Source organism: Paenibacillus sp. MB22_1, from assembly GCF_047200555.1.
GTDB lineage: Bacteria > Bacillota > Bacilli > Paenibacillales > Paenibacillaceae > Fontibacillus > Fontibacillus phoenicis.
Genome location: NZ_JBLADV010000002.1, coordinates 1,291,611 through 1,310,000, shown reverse-complemented (window position 1 = coordinate 1,310,000; position 18,390 = coordinate 1,291,611). Strand labels below are relative to the sequence as shown.

19 protein-coding genes, 2 rRNA genes and 1 pseudogene (1 of these 22 cut by a window edge) are annotated in these 18,390 nt (G+C 51.1%); 12 read left to right on the top strand and 10 right to left on the bottom strand.

The annotated features are described in order from the left end of the window. Positions 1-1,573: ribosomal RNA gene (locus ACL02P_RS17960) — 23S ribosomal RNA — on the top strand (it extends 1,506 nt beyond the left edge of the window). A gap of 139 nt (positions 1,574-1,712) precedes the next feature. Next, a 5S ribosomal RNA gene (rrf, locus tag ACL02P_RS17955) occupies positions 1,713-1,829 on the top strand. A 207-nt stretch (positions 1,830-2,036) separates the two neighbouring features. Here rrf and ACL02P_RS17950 read toward each other — a convergent pair. The 6 genes and pseudogenes from ACL02P_RS17950 to ACL02P_RS17925 all read right to left on the bottom strand — a co-directional run. After that, positions 2,037-2,366 carry a transposase gene (locus tag ACL02P_RS17950; RefSeq protein ID WP_412837810.1) on the bottom strand — a complete coding sequence of 110 codons (330 nt, stop codon included), beginning with the start codon at positions 2,364-2,366 and terminating at the stop codon, positions 2,037-2,039. Next, positions 2,363-3,217, bottom strand: coding sequence for a transposase (locus ACL02P_RS17945; RefSeq protein ID WP_412837809.1), 855 nt, complete (start codon positions 3,215-3,217; stop codon positions 2,363-2,365). Before ACL02P_RS17945 ends, ACL02P_RS17950 begins: the two co-directional genes overlap by 4 nt. Next, positions 3,160-3,480 carry a transposase gene (locus tag ACL02P_RS17940; RefSeq protein WP_412837808.1) on the bottom strand — a complete coding sequence of 107 codons (321 nt, stop codon included), beginning with the start codon at positions 3,478-3,480 and terminating at the stop codon, positions 3,160-3,162. Before ACL02P_RS17940 ends, ACL02P_RS17945 begins: the two co-directional genes overlap by 58 nt. A 284-nt stretch (positions 3,481-3,764) precedes the next feature. Next, complete coding sequence (locus ACL02P_RS17935; protein WP_127576780.1) at positions 3,765-4,685, bottom strand: IS3 family transposase; 921 nt, start codon at positions 4,683-4,685, stop codon at positions 3,765-3,767. Positions 4,686-4,696: 11 nt separating this feature from the next. Beyond that, positions 4,697-5,014, bottom strand: coding sequence for a transposase (locus ACL02P_RS17930; RefSeq protein ID WP_016310860.1), 318 nt, complete (start codon positions 5,012-5,014; stop codon positions 4,697-4,699). 231 nt (positions 5,015-5,245) lie between these two features. Beyond that, positions 5,246-6,283: pseudogene (locus tag ACL02P_RS17925) on the bottom strand (amidase family protein); the annotation flags it as partial. A 115-nt stretch (positions 6,284-6,398) separates the two neighbouring features. On the opposite strand from ACL02P_RS17925, the gene ACL02P_RS17920 reads away from it, so the two are divergent. Next, complete coding sequence (locus ACL02P_RS17920; protein ID WP_412837500.1) at positions 6,399-7,517, top strand: IS110 family transposase; 1,119 nt, start codon at positions 6,399-6,401, stop codon at positions 7,515-7,517. A gap of 381 nt (positions 7,518-7,898) precedes the next feature. On the opposite strand, the gene ACL02P_RS17915 is transcribed toward ACL02P_RS17920, so the two are convergent. Next, positions 7,899-8,783 carry an amidase family protein gene (locus ACL02P_RS17915; protein WP_412837807.1) on the bottom strand — a complete coding sequence of 295 codons (885 nt, stop codon included), beginning with the start codon at positions 8,781-8,783 and terminating at the stop codon, positions 7,899-7,901. A gap of 415 nt (positions 8,784-9,198) precedes the next feature. On the opposite strand from ACL02P_RS17915, the gene ACL02P_RS17910 reads away from it, so the two are divergent. Beyond that, on the top strand, positions 9,199-9,630 hold the full coding sequence (locus ACL02P_RS17910) for a hypothetical protein (protein ID WP_009226373.1): 432 nt from the start codon (positions 9,199-9,201) through the stop codon (positions 9,628-9,630). A 436-nt stretch (positions 9,631-10,066) separates the two neighbouring features. Here the strand turns inward: ACL02P_RS17910 and ACL02P_RS17905 are convergent, their stop codons facing one another. From ACL02P_RS17905 to ACL02P_RS17895, 3 genes are all read right to left on the bottom strand, one after another. Next, positions 10,067-10,489 carry a transposase gene (locus tag ACL02P_RS17905; RefSeq protein WP_412837806.1) on the bottom strand — a complete coding sequence of 141 codons (423 nt, stop codon included), beginning with the start codon at positions 10,487-10,489 and terminating at the stop codon, positions 10,067-10,069. Between the two features lie 2 nt (positions 10,490-10,491). Next, complete coding sequence (locus tag ACL02P_RS17900; RefSeq protein ID WP_412837805.1) at positions 10,492-11,442, bottom strand: IS110 family transposase; 951 nt, start codon at positions 11,440-11,442, stop codon at positions 10,492-10,494. Between the two features lie 241 nt (positions 11,443-11,683). Then, a complete protein-coding gene (locus ACL02P_RS17895) occupies positions 11,684-12,211 on the bottom strand; it encodes a hypothetical protein (protein ID WP_323078385.1) in 528 nt (175 codons plus the stop codon). Positions 12,212-12,427: 216 nt separating this feature from the next. On the opposite strand from ACL02P_RS17895, the gene ACL02P_RS17890 reads away from it, so the two are divergent. The 8 genes from ACL02P_RS17890 to ACL02P_RS17855 all read left to right on the top strand — a co-directional run bounded on the left by ACL02P_RS17890 (position 12,428) and on the right by ACL02P_RS17855 (position 18,359). Continuing rightward, positions 12,428-12,613, top strand: a complete 186-nt coding sequence (locus ACL02P_RS17890) for a sigma factor G inhibitor Gin (protein ID WP_036646182.1) — start codon at positions 12,428-12,430, stop codon at positions 12,611-12,613. Positions 12,614-12,756: 143 nt separating this feature from the next. After that, positions 12,757-14,289: an aminotransferase class I/II-fold pyridoxal phosphate-dependent enzyme gene (locus ACL02P_RS17885; RefSeq protein ID WP_412837804.1), complete on the top strand. Its 1,533-nt coding sequence runs from the start codon at positions 12,757-12,759 to the stop codon at positions 14,287-14,289. Positions 14,290-14,344: 55 nt separating this feature from the next. After that, a complete protein-coding gene (tmk, locus tag ACL02P_RS17880) occupies positions 14,345-14,995 on the top strand; it encodes a dTMP kinase (protein WP_009226368.1) in 651 nt (216 codons plus the stop codon). Positions 14,996-15,046: 51 nt separating this feature from the next. Further along, positions 15,047-15,376, top strand: a complete 330-nt coding sequence (locus ACL02P_RS17875) for a cyclic-di-AMP receptor (RefSeq protein WP_009226367.1) — start codon at positions 15,047-15,049, stop codon at positions 15,374-15,376. Positions 15,377-15,538: 162 nt separating this feature from the next. Beyond that, positions 15,539-15,982, top strand: coding sequence for a YaaR family protein (locus tag ACL02P_RS17870; protein ID WP_323078390.1), 444 nt, complete (start codon positions 15,539-15,541; stop codon positions 15,980-15,982). Between the two features lie 24 nt (positions 15,983-16,006). Then, positions 16,007-16,987, top strand: coding sequence for a DNA polymerase III subunit delta' (gene holB, locus ACL02P_RS17865; protein ID WP_009226365.1), 981 nt, complete (start codon positions 16,007-16,009; stop codon positions 16,985-16,987). A 150-nt stretch (positions 16,988-17,137) separates the two neighbouring features. Continuing rightward, positions 17,138-17,938: a stage 0 sporulation family protein gene (locus tag ACL02P_RS17860; protein ID WP_009226364.1), complete on the top strand. Its 801-nt coding sequence runs from the start codon at positions 17,138-17,140 to the stop codon at positions 17,936-17,938. A 49-nt stretch (positions 17,939-17,987) separates the two neighbouring features. After that, positions 17,988-18,359, top strand: a complete 372-nt coding sequence (locus ACL02P_RS17855; RefSeq protein ID WP_009226363.1) for an initiation-control protein YabA — start codon at positions 17,988-17,990, stop codon at positions 18,357-18,359. The last annotated feature ends 31 nt before the right edge of the window (positions 18,360-18,390 follow it).

The following is an 18,390-nucleotide window of genomic DNA, read 5'->3' as shown; positions in this document are numbered from 1 at the left end:
TCCTGAGGAAGGTTCGTCCGCTCAGGGTAAGTCGGGACCTAAGGCGAGGCCGAAAGGCGTAGTCGAAGGACAACAGGTAGAAATTCCTGTACCACCGTAATCCGCTATGAGCGATGGGGTGACGCAGTAGGGTAGTGACGCGAGCTGATGGATGCTCGTCCAAGCAGTGAGGCTGGTGTGTAGGCAAATCCGCACACCGATAAGGCTAGGCTGTGATGGGGAGGGAAAATTTACAGTACCGAAGGTCATGATCTCACACTGCCAAGAAAAGCCTCTAGCCAGGAGAAGGTGCCCGTACCGCAAACCGACACAGGTAGGCGAGAAGAGAATTCTAAGGCGCGCGGAAGAACTCTCGTTAAGGAACTCGGCAAAATGACCCCGTAACTTCGGGAGAAGGGGTGCCTCGGTAGGGTGAATAGCCCGAGGGGGCCGCAGTGAAAAGGCCCAAGCGACTGTTTAGCAAAAACACAGGTCTGTGCGAAGCCGCAAGGCGAAGTATACGGGCTGACGCCTGCCCGGTGCTGGAAGGTTAAGGGGAGCGGTTAGGGTTTAGCCCGAAGCTGTGAACCGAAGCCCCAGTAAACGGCGGCCGTAACTATAACGGTCCTAAGGTAGCGAAATTCCTTGTCAGGTAAATTCTGACCCGCACGAATGGCGTAACGACTTGGGCGCTGTCTCAACGAGAGATCCGGTGAAATTTTAATACCTGTGAAGATGCAGGTTACCCGCGACAAGACGGAAAGACCCCATGGAGCTTTACTGCAGCTTGATATTGGACTTGGATACGATTTGTACAGGATAGGTGGGAGCCTAGGAAGCCGGAGCGCCAGCTTCGGTGGAGGCGCCGTTGGGATACCACCCTGATCGTATCTAGGTTCTAACCTGGTGCCGTGATCCGGTACGGGGACCGTGTCAGGCGGGCAGTTTGACTGGGGCGGTCGCCTCCTAAAGAGTAACGGAGGCGCCCCAAGGTTCCCTCAGAATGGTTGGAAATCATTCGAAGAGTGCAAAGGCAGAAGGGAGCTTGACTGCGAGACTGACAAGTCGAGCAGGGACGAAAGTCGGGCTTAGTGATCCGGTGGTACCGCATGGAAGGGCCATCGCTCAACGGATAAAAGCTACCCTGGGGATAACAGGCTTATCTCCCCCAAGAGTCCACATCGACGGGGAGGTTTGGCACCTCGATGTCGGCTCATCGCATCCTGGGGCTGAAGTAGGTCCCAAGGGTTGGGCTGTTCGCCCATTAAAGCGGTACGCGAGCTGGGTTCAGAACGTCGTGAGACAGTTCGGTCCCTATCTGTCGTGGGCGTAGGAAATTTGAGAGGAGCTGTCCTTAGTACGAGAGGACCGGGATGGACGCACCGCTGGTGCACCAGTTGTTCCGCCAGGAGCACAGCTGGGTAGCTAAGTGCGGACGGGATAAGCGCTGAAAGCATCTAAGCGTGAAGCCCCCCTCAAGATGAGATTTCCCCGTATGTAAGACCCCTTGAAGACGACAAGGTTGATAGGCCTGAGGTGGAAGTGCAGCAATGCATGGAGCTGACAGGTACTAATCGGTCGAGGGCTTATCCAAAAAATAAAATGCAAATCTAGTTTCGTATCCAGTTTTCAAGGATTCAACCTTGAACCGATTTTTAGCTGCACGCCTTTTATAAGGTTTGATCTTTTGCTGAAGCGGAAAGCGCGGAAGTAAAAGCAGCGCAAAAATCATGTTTGGTGGCAATGGCGGAGGGGTTCCACTCGTTCCCATCCCGAACACGACCGTTAAGCCCTCCAGCGCCGATGGTACTTGGACCGAAGGGTCCTGGGAGAGTAGGACGCTGCCAAGCAAAGAAGAAAGAGCACTGCCGATGATCCGGTGGTGCTCTTTTTGTGTTTGACTTGTGCTTGCCCCGAGCTGGAAACCTGCAAAAGTACAGTTTTTTTCGGAGAAATCTCGATTTCTCGGTCAAAGCCTGCAAAAGAAGTCAATTTCATAATTCAATTTATTAGCTACTGCAGGTAACCAATTTCGAGGTGTACATTTTCAAAAAAAGTTACGCGGCTTGTTTGGTCAAACGGATGTTCATGTTCAAATAATCCAGCGCATATTTAGACACATTGTACGCTAGGTAACTTAGTTCGAGATCGACGAACGCACGTTTTTTGAGCCTTCGTGTAGTGCCCATGCCAAAGTATAACTTCAGATATGCAAAGACGCGTTCAATAGCGGTCCGCTGCTTAAACAATTCGGCAAACTTCTCGCTTCCCCGGCCAGGTGCTGTGTATTTGCGGACGTCGGTTTCTATCCGGATTTTATACACCTTCTGGCAGCCTTTAGCTTGCAGCGGACATTCCTTGCATTCTTTCGGACGGGTAAATTTCACGTTGCCCCCCTTGGGGTCGTAGCTGTCATAACGGTACGGATGGCCTTGTTCACACAGCGGACGATAATATTGTCTTCCTTCAAAGGCAGCTTGGTGCGGTGAATTAACGGGATAATCGGAAAAGCACCTAACTTGCGGATTTGTCGGTATACCGCTTCGCCGTCATAGCCTTTATCAGCCAAAACGTGCTTAACCTGCAGATCCGGAAATCGCTCCTGAAGTCGCTTCAGCAGCATAATGGCCGGTCTCTGGTCACTGACATGAGCGGAGCAGGTCTCGCCGGCAACAATATATTGGCTTGCCGTGTCGACGAGCAGATTCGCCTTGTACCCGTACCAGAATTTCACGCGGTGGGTGCCTCGCGGATCGCCTTTTGCGCCAGTGCTTGGGTATTGCGGCATATCGCGGGCGAGTTCTTCGTAACTGGCTGGCAACATGTCGGCTACTCCCCGTTCGAAGAAACCAAGCGACGCTTCGTAAGCATCCATTTGCTTCCGCCACTCGTCCCATTCCGCTTTCGGGATTCTCCCGCGTTTGGAACGTTTGGGCTTCTCCGGCTTGGCTTCCTGGGACGGCGTGCATGTGTCCGCGGAGAACAAGGCAGGGTCTTCGTCAACGAGAGGGCTGGAAGAAGTCGTCGTCTTCCCTTCATCCAGCTTCGAATTTCGGTCGAAGGCCTCAATGTGGGACGAATCTATTGCCAGAACCTCACCCGAAAGAAACCCTGCGGCAATTGCCTGGTCTACCACTGTATCCAGAACGTGTCTCAGTACGCCGCTTTGAGCCAGCCTGGCTACAAGGCGGGAATAGGCGGCTTCACTCGGTACCCGGTCCGAATCGTAAAGCGGCATAACCTTCTGAATTCGGAGCTGGTTCGCAGACGCTTGATCAGATCTTTCGTATAGCGGATATGTTCCAGTTTTCCAATAATGAGGGAATACATCATCGCTCTGGTATTTAAACTTTCGGAGCGGCCGCGGGTACTTTTTTTGCTAACGGCATGCAGGATGATCCCCATGGGGACGTGTTCCAGAATGGCACTGTATTTTGCCTCATCCGCCATTCCCATTAATTCCTCGAAGGAAAATAGCTCTGCTTGTTGAATACCATACATGGGAGTACTCCTTTCTCGTGGTTGGTGTGGTAACCTTTACTTCGAGATTTTGGGGAGGTACTCCTTTTTTACATGCTGAAAAACCTTATCCCACAAGGGGTTACAAATTATGAAATTGACTTAAAGTGCAGTTATTTTTCTCGATTTAGGTCAGTTCGAGCAAATCGGCGCAAAAAGCCTGCACTTTTGCAGGCATTCCAGGCAAAACCGGCTAGGCCCCCTAAATCCGGAGTCCTGACCTACAAGTTTTGTGTTATCGCAGTCCAGCTCATTTTCTTGTGTGTTTACATCGATTTATGGAACTTTGAGGTATCCTCTAGCATTTTGACCCATAACGAAAACTTCATGGGAGCCATATGCTTCAGGCTACCATGCATTCTTCGATAATTATAAAAGTCCATATATTGATCAAGTGCGATAAACGCTTCTTCAAACGTCATAAATTCTCGTCTGCTAAACAAGTCGCGTTCCAATATGCTATGAAATGATTCGATATAGGCATTCATATTGGGAGTCCTTGGGGGAATTCGCTCATGAGTCATCCCCAAGCTCTCACAGGTATCTCCAAACAACTTGCTGACAAATTGAGGCCCATTGTCCGTCCGGATCACGGGGAACGTTTCACCCGGCTGAATGCGGCGCTCTAGGGCACTTATAAGCGTTTGAACGGCATGCTTGGCTTCACAGGTTCGCCCGCAATATTGCCCAACCACCACGCGGTCAAATACATCAATGATGCTAAGAACAAAGAAGAAGCGCTTCTGTCCTACAACGTATCCATACTTGATGTCCATTTGCCACAATTGATTAGAACCGGTAATGAATCGGTTCTTGGGGAGAGTACGCGGGTGCGATGTGACAGGCTTGCGAGCTTTTTGCAGAATGCCGAGTTCTTTGCAAAGACGATACGTTTTCTTTTTGTTAATTATGACTTGGTGAATATCCCGAATGCATTGGCCCAACAGTTTATATCCGTAGACATGTTCTTCGCCTTCAAGCAGCTCAAGGAGCCACTCTTTAATCTGTTCATCGCTAATGGGGATCCCTGTAACAGTTAGAGAGTACCCAGGTGTAGGGCGACCGCGTTTGTCCGTTGATAACGGCTCCGTCTTTGGGGTAGCAGCTCGCTTTTTTCGATCGTAGTATGTCGATTCAGCAATTTCCAAAATCCGCAGAACTACAGCTGTTGGTTCCCCCCGCTTAATGAATGGTTCTGCTACTTCAAGTTTTTCAGATAAGCGGGGTTTTTCTTTTTTACGAGTTCACGTAGGATCTCATTTTCGAGTTCTTTCTCACCAAGCACTTTCATCGCTTTCTCGTATTTTTCTTCAATCTCTTGAAGTCGTTTGAGTTCTTGAAGGTGTTGGTCTGGCAGTGATGTATCCACATCTGTAATCTGATCTCGGTATGCTCGAATCCAGGTTCGAATGGTTTCTGGGTGCAGGTCATACGACCGGGCAAGCACCCCCACCTTAATCCCGGACAGAGCTTCTCTTACTACCTTTAAACGAAATTCATCTTTGGCTTTTCCCATAACTGAATCCTCTCCCTTATTTCCATTGTAAATCCTTGTAGGGGAGGACTCCAGTTTATTTAGGGGGCCTTAGGGAAACGGCAACTCCCCCTCAGAATAACTGCATTTTTGCAGGAATCGCGTGGAGAGGAAGGGCGTGCGTGTTGAAGCCGAGGAGAACACTAACGCTAAAACAAATGAACACTACCGGTATAACGGTAGTGCTCTCCTCAGTACTCTCATATAACAGAATTATGGCGTAAGTACAGGGGCGTGACGGTGATGAGTGCCTTGTTCGTAGCTATAGGCTAGTTTGATTAGTGTGCCTTCATCGAAGGCGCGACCGAGGAACTCGATGCCAACGGGGAGGCCGTCTTTTGTAAATCCGGCAGGGACCGTAATGGCAGGGAATCCCGAGAACGGGCTTAAGCGATTGTTGTTTCCGGATGATTGGCCCTCACCAATCAATGCCGGCGGCTGGGTGCTGGTCGGGTACACGATCGCGTCGAGCTTGTTGTCGGCCATCACCTTCAGTAGGGAATCTCGGGTGAGGCTGGTGCGTTTCAGCACGATGTCTTTGTATTCCTGAGTATCCAGCGATTCACGGGCCTCGCGGGCTTTCATCGATTGCTCTTGAGTTTTATCGTACTCTTGAGAGTCGATGATTTCAGCCAGGCTGTGGTAAGGGGCGTTATCCCCGAGTTCCTCTAGGTAATCGTTTAATTGGAATTTGAACTCGTAGCCGCTTAAGCTCGGATATTTCATAATCTCCTCTAGATTCGGAATCTTGATATTCACGACTGTTGCGCCAAGGGCTTCTAATTCTTTAACGGCATTGGACACTACTTCGAAGACGGCTTTTTCTTGATCGTTGCTCTCCAGGAAGAGTTCCGTCGCTACGCCAATCCGTGTGCCCTTCAAACCGTTAGCATCAAGGAAGTCGGTGTAGCTCGTAGGAACGCGACCGACGCTATAGGAGGTGGCGACATCATCCGGGTCATAACCAACCGTGGCGTCGAGTAGGATCGCTGCATCCTCGACTGTCCGGGCGATCGGTCCTCCTACGTCTTGCGTCAAAGCGAGTGGGATAATTCCATCACGGCTGGATAAACCAATCGTTGGGCGGATCCCAACCAAGCTGTTGAAGCTGGAAGGAATACGGATGGAACCCCCTGTGTCCGTACCCAGGCCGGCGACAGCCAAGTTGGCTGCAATTGCCGCACCGGTACCGCCGCTGGAGCCGCCGGGATAATGATCGGGTGCGTATGGATTTTTCGTTTGCCCCCCTAGCTAAGATGAACGTAAAACAAAGACAGCCCTCCAAATTGCTACATCTCGTAGGTTAAAATGGATAGTGATTAACCCAAACCATTTCAGAGCTACATAGCAAAGGAGAGCTGATACTATGCAGTCTACCACAAAATTCGTCGGTTTAGATGTATCCAAAGAAAAAATTTCGGTTGCAATTGCAGATGTGAGCGGGGAAGCTCCACGCTATTACGGAACCATTCCCCACACACCGGCAGCGTTACGCAAGCTTATCAAAGAGCTGGGAGCGGCCGAAACGCTATCGTTTTGCTACGAGGCAGGACCCACAGGTTACGAAACCTATCGCTGGATCACCTCCATGGGGGCCCACTGTGTCGTCATTGCTCCATCGCTCATTCCCAAACGCCCCGGCGACCAAGTGAAAACAGATCGACGGGATGCCGAGCAACTCGCGCGTTTGTATCGTGCAGGAGAGCTCACTCCCGTTTACGTCCCCGAACGGGAAGATGAGGCTCTACGGGAATTGGTTCGCGCCCGTGAAGCTGCCAAGGAAGATGCCCACCGGGCTCGTCAGCGGATCTTGAAATTCCTGCTTCGTCACCAGATTGAACCACCCGCCACCATAAAGCGTCGCTGGACCAAGAAGTATCGCGTCTGGTTAGGGCAGCTTACGTTCCCGTATGAGTCCATGCACGTGGCATTCAGCGAAATGCTTCATGCTTTGGATGAGATCGAGCAACGCATGGGGCGCCTAGAAAAAGCACTGGTCCAGCAAGCTGCGACCGGTTCTAAGGCTTCTCTGATCCAAGCTCTTCAGTCCCTACGGGGGATTGGATTGCTTACAGCCATTACCCTTGCGGCTGAAATCGGAACCTTTGCGCGTTTTCGCTCCCCTGCGCAACTGATGGCGTACTTGGGACTGGTCCCTCGTGAGTATTCCACGGGCCTAAGTACTCGACGCGGCAGCATGACCAAAGCCGGAAATGGCCGCTTACGACGGACTTTGGTGGAGTCCGCTTGGAGTTACCGTCACCGTCCTGCCGTAAAAGGGGATCTCGCCAAGCGATTAGATGGTATGCCCGCCGACGTACAGCTGTTGTCCTGGAAGGCGCAAGAAAGATTGCATTACAAATACCGTCATCTTGTGTTTGGAAAGAACAAGCACAAGAATGTGGCCGTCGGTGCGGTGGCCCGGGAATTGATTGGGTTCATATGGGCGGTTGCTCGAACCGTGGAGCAGCCAGCAGCCTCCTAACGCCTTTGGACGATGAAGGACGCAGGGGACGTTGCCCCCTGCACCCCCACACTCGCCGTGTGGCGTTCCTCATCTTCGATGAGGATTTGGAAAAGTGTTGAATTGTACCCCACCGCTTGTCAAGGAAGACGCTTGACAAGCTCACGCCGGAGCACGAGGCCCGGGAGCAAACGAAGGTTCAGGAGAGAATTTGCGTAGTCCGTTTGCACTAGGTTTTGAAAGAAACTGAACGTGCGTTTCTAGCTTGCAAGGGCTCTCCCTGACGAAGGCATAACATGTGGTAACCAACCCACGGATAGCAGCGTGCCGACCGTCGCTCGCATTTTTGCTCTCGCGCCACGTGCTCAGGCAGATTTAAAACCGAGGGCTTGACAAAAACGTTCATAGCAACGAACTTGATGTTGTAATGCCAAAAGCAAATTCATGAAGATTCGTTTTGCCTAGGATGATCGCGCCGGCTTCTTTTAGCTTGGCGATTTGATCCGCATCTTGCGGAGGGATAGAATCCTTCAAGCAAAGGCAGCCTGCGGTCGTCGGCATGTCGGCGGTATCGAAGTTGTCTTTGACAAGGATCGGAATGCCGTGCAGAGGTCCTCTTGGTCCCTTTTCGGCTCGTTCTTGGTCCAACGCTTCGGCGATGTTGAGCGCGTCAGGATTGATCGAAAGGACAGCTTGCAGGGAGATCCCCTGATCGTCATATTTAACGATTCGATCGAGATACATCTGTACGAGTTGTTTTGAAGTCACCTTGCCTTGCTCCATAGCCAGCTGAAGCTCAGAAATCGTGGCTTCCGGAAGGACAAAGGGCTTTAAGTAGCTGACAACACGGTCGTGAAGCCGTTCTAGATCGTCCGCAGTGAGAGGGGCGCCAGGCAGGAACGAGGTATCCGAATAGCCTTTCATGAGTCCGGCCTTTTTGACGGCCCCAACAGATCCCGCGTAAGCTGCTTGGTCTGGAACGTCGCTGAAGGATTCAGGGGCATTCTCTAGCCCCAGCCATTGCTGAAGCAGTACAGCCGCTTGGCTGCGGAGCACACGGTTGCTGGAGACCTCCGGCATCGTAAAGGAGCCTCCTGCTTCGACGGCAGCCTGCTTCATCGACTGACGAAATTGTTCGCCGGTGATAAAGGTTTGGCTTGCCGTAACCTTTGCTGTACCTGAAGCGGCCTGGGCTTGTGGAAGGTGTCCGATTCCAAGTTCTGTGACCAATACAGAAGTCAACAGAACTACGCTTCCTAGTTTAAGGCCTCGTCGATAACGATTCATAAAGGTTTCCCCCTCCTAGTGAAAAGTTGAAGTTTATGTGAACTATCATAAATTCATGTAAGATATAATGACAAAGAGGAGGACCATATGTTAAAACGCATACATTAAGGAATATCGCAGTGAATCACAGTTTCTCTTAGGTTTTCTCCCGTTAAAAAATATTCATAATTAGAGAATAAAATGTTATATAATCTGACGTAAATATAACGCAATGATGTTTTTTTAGAAAATTCACTGTGCTATTTTCAGTTTCTACCAAAGGGAATGTAACCTTTTTGTTACCGACAGGGGTACGCCACCCGTTATAATTAGATTGGTAAATGAGCATCTAGGGCATTTAGCCTATCCGGAATCTATATCAGAATGACAACAGGAGTATTTTTCAGTATATAGGCAGGGTAAGGAGGAATGGATCATGCAGCGAAGAGGAGTCAAAATATCCTTATGCTTCATGTGGGGAGTCTTGATGATGATGGTAGTCATCGCAGGCTGTGCGTCTTCCGAGCCTTCGTGGACGGATTTTGTGGGAGCAACGGTTGAGAAGAATTTCCCTGTTCCTAAAGAGGCCAATCAAACGGAAACGGCTCTTAATAATTCGAAGATGGACTATGTTAATTATAGACTAACCGGACTTAAGGAAAGCAGCGAAATCCCCGAGGCCTATCAGAAGGTGATAGCGGAGTGGGGATGGAAGGAGAAGAAAGAAGAAAGCACCGGTTCAACTCGGGTGTACGAGAAGGGGAAGCAAATTGTTCAATTGACGCTTCACGATAACTCTTTTACCGTATTGGTCCCGAAAAAGGAAGCGAAAACAGTCATTCAAGGGTTGGAAAGCAGCAGCCCTTAGCATCAGAATTCGGATATGAAAGGCAACCGCCCCTCTACCGGACAAGCCCGGTACTGGAATGTGCTAAAGAAGACAAAAGGCCTGATCTCTGCATTTGCGCAGGGAGCAGGCTTTTTTAAGATATCAGCGTACTATGTCAAGTAGAATTTTTAGGTTTCTGGGTAACCCAAACACACCTAACCACCCAGATTTTCAAAAAAGTTAGCAACTGACAGAGAAGCGATGCTTGAAACCGGCCTTTCTCGGACTTGAAAGGAAATAGCCTCGTTTTTTCAATCCTGCGATGCAATCTGGCTGAGTGCAGAGTATACGCTAACGTACAATTCGCATTCACAGGGCGAGGTGGATAAAGCTGACATACGAGATCCAAGGTCTCCAAGAAAGTGATCCGATCTTCCCTCAGTCCCAGAAAGACCGGTTCCAAGATCTTGCTTAGTTAGGCCACCGCTAGTGTCGGCATAACGCAATTGAAGTTCAACTTCTTATTGACCTCATCAAGGATGTGATAATCAGAGCACTGCGATTGAAACGGTAAACGGTCTCGCAGCATGGCGAAAGCGACTTTGAGCATCTTATTACCCATTGCAACAAAGATGGCTCGTTCATGTTTTCCTTTTTCCTTCAGACGATCATAGAAAGGCTTAAGGTCCTTATTATGCATGCAGAGACTCTTACCTGCTAGATATACCGCATAACGAAGGTGATCGTTTCCCTGTTTGGAAATCTTGCGGTAGGAGCCTTTGCCGCCACCAGTTTGCTTAACAATGGGGTTTGTGCCAGCTTTCTTAATTAACTGGTTTGCGTTCGAGTACTGAGATACATCGCCGATTTCAGCATAAAGCTCAGCCGCGGTAGTCACTCCTAAGCCCGGGACGGTAAGAAGCAGTCGTCCGTCTGTCTGAAGGAGAAGGTTCTCGATCTCTTGTTCCAAAACATTAATTTTGGCATCAATGTTCGTAAGTCACGTAGCTTCATTTTCAGTAACATAAGCTCAGGCCGAAGTTCCTGTAAGTTTCTCGATAACGCTTGTTCAGCGACGTGCAAGAGCTTCTGGATGGTGGTGTTTCGCAATTTGAGATTATGCTGAATCGAGAGCTTTCGTAGCCCGGTCTCCCCTAGTTTCAGGACAGCAGCGGGGTGTGGATAATGCTCCATGAAGAAGAGCGAGGCTTTCCCCCAGAAGTCACTGAATACTTTGATTTTTCGAGCTCTACCGGCTGAATAATCTGCATATCCTTGGTACTCGCGCCAGATGAGGTCCATAAGTGCTCGAATCTCTGTACGCAAGGAAGCACGCTTCCGTGTCTCAGAGCGCCGTGCTCGAGTCAAGACATGGAGCTGACGCTGCACGCCATTCAAAAGCTGGTTTTCAGTGGCTTTGTTGCTTTTGATGGCATGGGCGATGGCCACAAGATCAAGATCATCTGTTTTGCACCAATTCAGTGCGCCGGCGCGTTCCTCGAAGGTGGTATACGGATTCAAGATCTGAACGTGGTACCCTCGTTTCGCCATCTCGCGGACGATGTCTTCATAGTAATGGCCTGTTGCCTCAATACCCAGGAACAAGCGAACAGCCTCTGTGGCTGTAACCGCTTGATTAATCTTCTTGCAAAGCAGCTCCATACCAGAATTATTCGCTGAGAAAAAGAAGGGTTTTTCAATGATGTCGCCGAAATAATTGCATATTAAGGCTTTTTGGTGGAGCTTGGCCGCATCGATTGCAACGATGAGGACTTGCTCCAGGTTAACGCCCCTTAGCTGTTGACTGAACTTAGTTCCCTTACGGCCTTGAATGTGCGAGGATTTCCCCATGCGACTTTAACCTCCTGTGGTTGGTAGGTAAGATTGAAGCTTCCCTGTCAGGTGCTTCTTTCTTCGATAGTCGCTGGGGATTTCCTCTTTATATTTTGATTATATTACACGCCAGAAAGTATACACTTCGGGGGATCGGCATCCTGATATCGCAAGAAAAACTTCCACTAAACGCGGTCTGGCTACATTGAATGTACGTCGATAGACGTTTTTCTTAACAGCATCTAATCTATGAGATTCTTCATTGCCTGTAGTAAGCAATTTCGAGACCTGTGATTTTGATCATTCCGTCTTTACGCTGTCCACGTAGGGTAGCAAGCACAATGAATCGCGGGATCATCAGCCAAAGGTGCCAGAAAAATAAAGAGAGCACAAAGGAGACCGGCGACCAAGGGATGAGAATCGCGATAATACAGCAACCGATCCAGGCGGAATGAAGGTGGACTCGGCGATATACGGGATAAGAAACGTATTGATCAGGTGAGTAACCAATCCATGGCATTTGACGGGAAAACCGCCAGCGCTTGCGATAGGAGTGGCTGACAATCATCAGCACGGAGCGGGAAATGACATATTGGATCCATAAGATGACCGGTATGGCTAATAGGAAGAAAAAGATACTGGTCCAGGATATGAATACCGTCTCGGCTGCAAGCCAAATGACGGGGAGTATGCCTAAGCTATATATGAGCGACTTCGGTAAAGCCTTCTTTTTGAGCAAGGTGTAGTGATAAAATGTCGCTTGACTTTCGGTTTCAGCGGGCTTCAAGCGTTTGATCCTCCTCCCAATTTTCATCAGCTCCGCACATCGCGGACTAGCTCTTCTTAATATATCGGAAGAATACAAGAATAATTAAGGCGGCGCGTACAAACACGTTGTTCTGGCTGTCGGCATAAGATAAAGTAGGAAGCGGACTATGAAAAGGTTTAAAATAGTAGAATCTGTGTCATACTGATAGTAAAAAAAGACAAGGTGGGATCGGACATGGATGAGTCGAGCGTTAGCACCTGCATTATATGTGGAGAACCGAAAACAGAGGGTATTCATATCGTATCTGAATTTATCTGCGACGCTTGCGAGGCTGAGATGGTGCGCACCGACGTGCAGGAGGAGAAATACCACTTCTTTGTTCATCAAATGAAGCAGATCTGGGTGCAAAAAAATGCATAACACTGCCGGATAAAAGGACCTGTTCATTTTGGGGAGCGGGTCCTTTTATATTGCTCTACTGAGCGAACTAACGGTAAAATGAGATGAAGCAATGAATACAATCACGTTAATATACGGTTAACCCAGAGTCGGAAGGAATCGAAATGGCAGAGGAACATAACGGAAGGGCCCCTTTGGTTGAAGCTTTGCTGCAGTATCAGGCGAAAAAGGATGCTTCCTTTCATGTCCCGGGGCATAAAAATGGACAGGCTTTGCGCAGCAATGCGAATGTGATGGAGGAGTTGGCGCGCGTGATGGAAATCGACGTGACGGAAATCACCGGGACGGATGATCTCCATCATCCCGAGGGCGTCATCCGCGAGGCGCAGCGGCTGGCCGCCGCCCAGTTTGGGGCGGAGGAGACGTTTTTTCTGGTTGGCGGCAGTACAGCCGGCAACCTGGCCTTAATCCTGAGCGTGTGTACCACGCCAGGGGATGTGCTGCTCGTGCAGCGGAACGTGCATAAATCCGTCATTCACGGATTGATGTTGGCGGGCGCGCACGCGGTGTTTTTGGCGCCGCAGCTGGACGCGGGCAGCGGGCTGGCCACCATCCCGAGCGAAGCTGCGGTGCGGGAAGCCCTGCGCCGGTATCCCGGCGCGAAGGGGCTGCTGCTCACGCACCCGAGCTACTACGGGATGGGAGCGCCGTTGCAGCCGCTGGCCGAGCTGTGCCACGCGCACGGGGTGCCGCTGCTCGTCGACGAGGCGCATGGCGCCCACTTCGGCCAGCACCCGGCGCTGCCGGAGAGCGCGCTGGCCGCGGGGGCCGATGGCGTCGTGCAGTCGACGCACAAGATGCTGACCGCGCTCACGATGGGCGCGATGCTGCACGTGCAAGGCGGGCTGCTCGACCGCACGCTGCTGCGCCAGCGGCTGGCGATGCTGCAGAGCTCCAGCCCGTCCTACCCCATCATGGCTTCGCTCGATCTGAGCCGAAGCCTGCTGGGGCAGCAGGGCCCCGCCTTCTTCGAGGGCGGGCTCGCCGCGGCCGCGCATCTGCGGCGCGGCCTGGCCAAGCAATCGCGCTTCGGCGTCGTGGCACCGCCGGGCGCCAGCGGAGAGGCTGCTGCATATACTATCCAAGATCCTTTGAAGCTTGTGATATTCGATGCATCCGCAGCCCTCTCCGGGTATGAACTGCAAGAGCGGCTCGAAGCCGAAGGCTGCGTGCCGGAGATGAGCGATGACCGCTTTGTGGTCCTGGCGCTGGGCCCCGGAACAACGATGGAAGATGCCGATCGGCTGCTGCAAGCGCTGGATCGCATCGCCCAAGCCGATTCACCGGGGAATGCGGTGAGGAGTGGTCTCGTTTCCCCAACAGGTTCGGCCGAGGAACTTTCCACGTGGAACAATTCAGTTCATGAAGGGCATCTGTCGGAGGTGTCTGAGCCTGTACCGTTTAGCCTTAAGCCACTGCTTCCAGGGGAGAGCGAAGCGATCCCCGTTGAAGAAAGCCTTGGCCGGCAAGCGGCGGAAATGATCATTCCGTATCCTCCAGGTATTCCGTTACTCTACCCCGGAGAGACGATCACCGAGGCGGTAAGGCAGCGGCTGCGGATGCTGCGGGATTCGGGAGCCAAGTGCCAGGGGCTGGCCGACCCGCGGCTGCAGACGATTCAAGTCAAGAAAGGGTAAAGCCAAGCATATACTTGTACATGATTTTTGGAGAAGAAAGCAGGGAACGAACTAGATGAACCATCAAGCCAAGGGATTATTTATTACGCTTGAAGGGGGGGATGGCTCCGGCAAAACGACGGTTATGCGGGAAATGGAACGGCTGCTCAAGGAACAAGGCGTGAACTTTATCTCTACGAGGGAACCTGGCGGCATTGAAATTGCGGAGAAGATCCGTGAGGTGATCTTGAATCCGCAGCACACGGCGATGGATGCGCGGACCGAGGCGCTGTTATACGCCGCATCCCGGCGGCAGCATCTAGCGGAGAAGGTGGAGCCCTCCCTGGAGCGTGGGATTACGGTTCTCTGCGATCGCTTTTTAGATAGCAGCCTGGCCTATCAGGGGTATGCCCGCGGGCTGGGGATCGATGAAGTGCTGAAGATTAATCTTTTTGCCACCAAGGGACGGTTTCCGGATCTCACTTTCTACCTCGATATTGAGCCGGAAGTCGGGTTAGCCCGGATCGCTGCCGGTGCCGGACGTGAAGTGAACCGTTTGGATATGGAGAGCCTGCACTTTCATCAAAAGGTTCGGGAAGGATATCAAATCCTCGCCGGGATGTATCCGGAACGGATCAAAACGATTGATGCCTCTCGTAGTAAGGAAGAGGTTGCGGCGGAGATTCGCGGGCATCTTTATGTGGCAATAAAGGAGATCATGGCCTAGGTGTCAAATAGGTTAGTATGGTACATTTTATAAAACAAGGAGGTACTGCATATGAAACTGATTGTTGCGATTATCCAAGATAAAGACAGCAACCGGCTATCCAGCGCGCTCGTGAAAGAAAATTATCGGGCAACGAAGCTGGCGAGTACCGGAGGGTTTCTTCGGGCGGGGAACACCACATTTATGATCGGTGTAGACGACCATCAAGTGGATGACGTATTGAAAGTGATCCGTAACAGTTGTAAAGTGCGGGAACAATTAGTGACCCCGGTTACCCCGATGAGCGGTACAACCGATTCGTATTTGCCGTTGCCCGTGGAAGTGCAAGTGGGCGGGGCGACGGTGTTTGTTCTCCCAGTAGACCGTTTCGAACACTTCTAATATAGTGGTTATTAAAAAGTAGGCTTTTGATCACGATGTAGCACAGGGATGAGGGTTCGACGTCGAATCTTGAACTCAACTTGCTTCTCCGCACTCGCGGAGTCGAGGCTTCGATTTCATAGTTCATTCAATCTATTTAATCAACTATAGGCGGTGGACGCTTTGAAAATTGATCCGGGATACCGGCCGCTCAAAAGCGGCTTGGGGGTGAGCGACAGCCCTGCCAAGCCGGTACAGTCCAAAAGCTTCGCCGACGTCATGCAGCAGCATGGGCAGCAGGCGACCCAAGAAGAGTTGAACCGGAGATTTAAGGAGATTCAAATGCAAGGGGACCGGCTTGCCCGGTCCATGACCGTTCGGGAGCTGAAGGCGTACCGGATGATGGTCAAGCGGTTTCTGGAGGATACGGTTCGGCGGGGTGTCGGCCTCAAAGAATCGAGAGGCTGGGACCGCCGCGGCCGCGGGAAGCGCTATAAGCTCCTTGATGAAGTGGATGCTGCGCTGCTGGCGATGGCAGACGAACTGCTGGAGACAGAGCAAGGCAAAATCGAGCTGCTACAAAAGATCGGCGAGATCCGCGGCATGCTGATTAATCTGTGTTTCTAGCTTTGAAAGGACGAGGCAAAAGAGATGTCATTTCAAGAGATCATCGGGCAGGAGACGGCCAAACAATTGCTGCAAAGCAGTCTGAGACGCCGGGAAATCTCCCATGCCTATATATTTAGTGGACCGCCTGGAAGCGGGCAGATGGAAATGGCCATGGCCTTCGTCCAGGCGTTGTTCTGCACGCGGGGCGGAGACGATGCTTGCGGGGAGTGTCTGGAGTGCCGGAAGGTGCTGCATGGCAATCACCCCGATTTGTTTACGATCAAGCCCGACGGGGCAACGATCAAAATTGAACAAATCCGCGACCTTCAGCGGATCTTCTCCTATCGCTCGGAGAGCGGTAATCCTAAGGCTTACATTATTGATGAAGCCGAAAAAATGACGGTACAAGCGGCCAACAGCTTGCTCAAGTTTCTGGAGGAACCGCCGTCCCCGGCCGTAGCGATTCTGCTGTCGGATAATGGACGAGCTTTGCTCCCGACGATTCAATCGCGCGCCCAGTGGGTTCCGTTCTCGCCGGTGAATCCGGAGACGATGCTCCAGATATTGGCGAACGAGGGGTTTTCGACAACCTTGGCTCGCAGTGCCGTTCATCTCGCGGCGGGACTGGGTCCATGCCGTGATTTAATCCAACAGAATTGGTTTGCAGAAGTTAGAAACGTAGTGTTACAATTAGGTAAGGAGATCGCAGGCCGTGGTGGCTCTCCTATAATTACGGCGCAGCAAATGTTGTTCAAATCCGGGTTGACCGATCATTTGGACATGCTGTTCAGCCTTTTCCATTTGTGGTTCAAAGATATGATCCATGCGCTCTATCATAAACATGATCAAATCGTTTTCATAGATGAGCTTCAGTTTATCAATCAACATTGTTCCAGCCGCAGTGCGGAACAGTGGATTGAGGCCATGGCGCTGGCTGCAGAGAGCAAGAAGAAGCTGCGGCAGCATATGAATGCCAATCTCTGCGTAGAGCAGTTTTTGATTGCCGTGGATGGACAACGGTAAGACCTGCACCAAGAATAGACAGATAGGCTTTGATTTCGCATGAAACTTTCTCCCCTGAAAGAGCAGGGAATGTAATAGTTTCTTTGGATCGCGCTGCTTTCGTGGGTTGCGGTTCGCCAGTCTTGTAGAGCTATACGAGGGGGTTAGTTTTTGTATACTGTAGTGGGCGTCCGCTTTAAGAAGGCGGGCAAAATCTATTATTTCGATCCGTTGGACCTCCCGGTAGAGAAGGATCAATACGTCATTGTTGAGACTGCTCGGGGGATCGAATATGGGAAAGTGGTGGTCGGCAAGAAGAAGGTTGGAGAATCCGATGTCGTCCTTCCGCTGAAGAAGGTAATTCGGATCGCCGATGAAGCCGACGCCCGAGTTGTCGAAGAGAACAAGCTTGCGGCAAAGAATGCCTTTGTCACATGTTTAAATAAAATTAAAGATCATGATTTGAAAATGAAGCTGGTCGACGTCGAATTTACGTTTGACCGCAATAAAATCATTTTTTACTTTACGGCGGAAGGCCGTGTGGATTTTCGTGAGTTGGTGAAGGATCTGGCCAGCATCTTCCGGACCCGGATTGAGCTCAGACAGATCGGCGTGCGGGACGAAGCCAAGATGCTTGGCGGTATCGGCCCCTGCGGACGCGTGCTCTGCTGTTCCTCTTGGTTGGGGGATTTTGAGCCGGTATCGATCAAGATGGCGAAGGACCAGAGCCTGTCGCTGAACCCTACGAAAATCTCAGGATTATGCGGCCGTCTGATGTGCTGTCTGAAGTTCGAGCATGACAACTACGAAAGCACGAAAGAAGAGCTTCCATCCGTAGGCAAAATCGTCGTTACTTCGCTGGGAGACGGCAAGGTCGTTGGACTCAACGCCGGCAGCCGCACCGTACATGTACAGTTGTTCGAAATCGGGAAAGTGAAGGAGCTTCCGCTGGACGATGTCGTCCTGAAATAAAGAAGATCTTTTTCAAGATAGATTCTAGAGAAGACTCTGGGGTGGGAACTTGGAGAACAAGGACATTTTCACAAATATGCAGGCGCTGGAAACGCAAATGGGAAAAGTACACGGCGATTTGAGCAGCCTCATGTTGGAGGTCAAGAAGCTGGTGGAAGAGAACCAGCGGCTTCGCCTCGAGAATGAACAGCTGCGCAAAATATTAAAGCGGGAGAGCACCGAGGGACCGCTGCCCATGCCGGCGTCGGTCAGAACCGATAGTCCGGTTCCGGCTGGCAAAGAAGCGATCGATGTCGTCGGTGAAGGCTACGATAACTTAGCGCGTCTTTATCATGAGGGCTTTCATATTTGCAACGTTTATTACGGGCATCTGCGCACCGAAGGTGACTGCCTGTTCTGCTTGTCGTTTTTGAATAAATGATGAACCGTGGGGGTGTCCCTGCGGTTTTTTT

Bases quoted from the DNA above. Each gene is read 5' to 3' on its own strand.
- ACL02P_RS17900 (WP_412837805.1), bottom strand. From the start codon at position 11,442: ATGGGGAAATCCTCGCACATTCAAGGCCGTAAGGGAACTAAGTTCAGT.
- ACL02P_RS17890 (WP_036646182.1), top strand. From the start codon at position 12,428: ATGGATGAGTCGAGCGTTAGCACCTGCATTATATGTGGAGAACCGAAA.
- ACL02P_RS17915 (WP_412837807.1), bottom strand. From the start codon at position 8,783: ATGAATCGTTATCGACGAGGCCTTAAACTAGGAAGCGTAGTTCTGTTG.
- holB (WP_009226365.1), top strand. From the start codon at position 16,007: ATGTCATTTCAAGAGATCATCGGGCAGGAGACGGCCAAACAATTGCTG.
- tmk (WP_009226368.1), top strand. From the start codon at position 14,345: ATGAACCATCAAGCCAAGGGATTATTTATTACGCTTGAAGGGGGGGAT.
- ACL02P_RS17930 (WP_016310860.1), bottom strand. From the start codon at position 5,014: ATGGGAAAAGCCAAAGATGAATTTCGTTTAAAGGTAGTAAGAGAAGCT.
- ACL02P_RS17920 (WP_412837500.1), top strand. From the start codon at position 6,399: ATGCAGTCTACCACAAAATTCGTCGGTTTAGATGTATCCAAAGAAAAA.
- ACL02P_RS17945 (WP_412837809.1), bottom strand. From the start codon at position 3,217: ATGCCGCTTTACGATTCGGACCGGGTACCGAGTGAAGCCGCCTATTCC.
- ACL02P_RS17885 (WP_412837804.1), top strand. From the start codon at position 12,757: ATGGCAGAGGAACATAACGGAAGGGCCCCTTTGGTTGAAGCTTTGCTG.
- ACL02P_RS17940 (WP_412837808.1), bottom strand. From the start codon at position 3,480: ATGTATGGTATTCAACAAGCAGAGCTATTTTCCTTCGAGGAATTAATG.
- ACL02P_RS17910 (WP_009226373.1), top strand. From the start codon at position 9,199: ATGCAGCGAAGAGGAGTCAAAATATCCTTATGCTTCATGTGGGGAGTC.
- ACL02P_RS17875 (WP_009226367.1), top strand. From the start codon at position 15,047: ATGAAACTGATTGTTGCGATTATCCAAGATAAAGACAGCAACCGGCTA.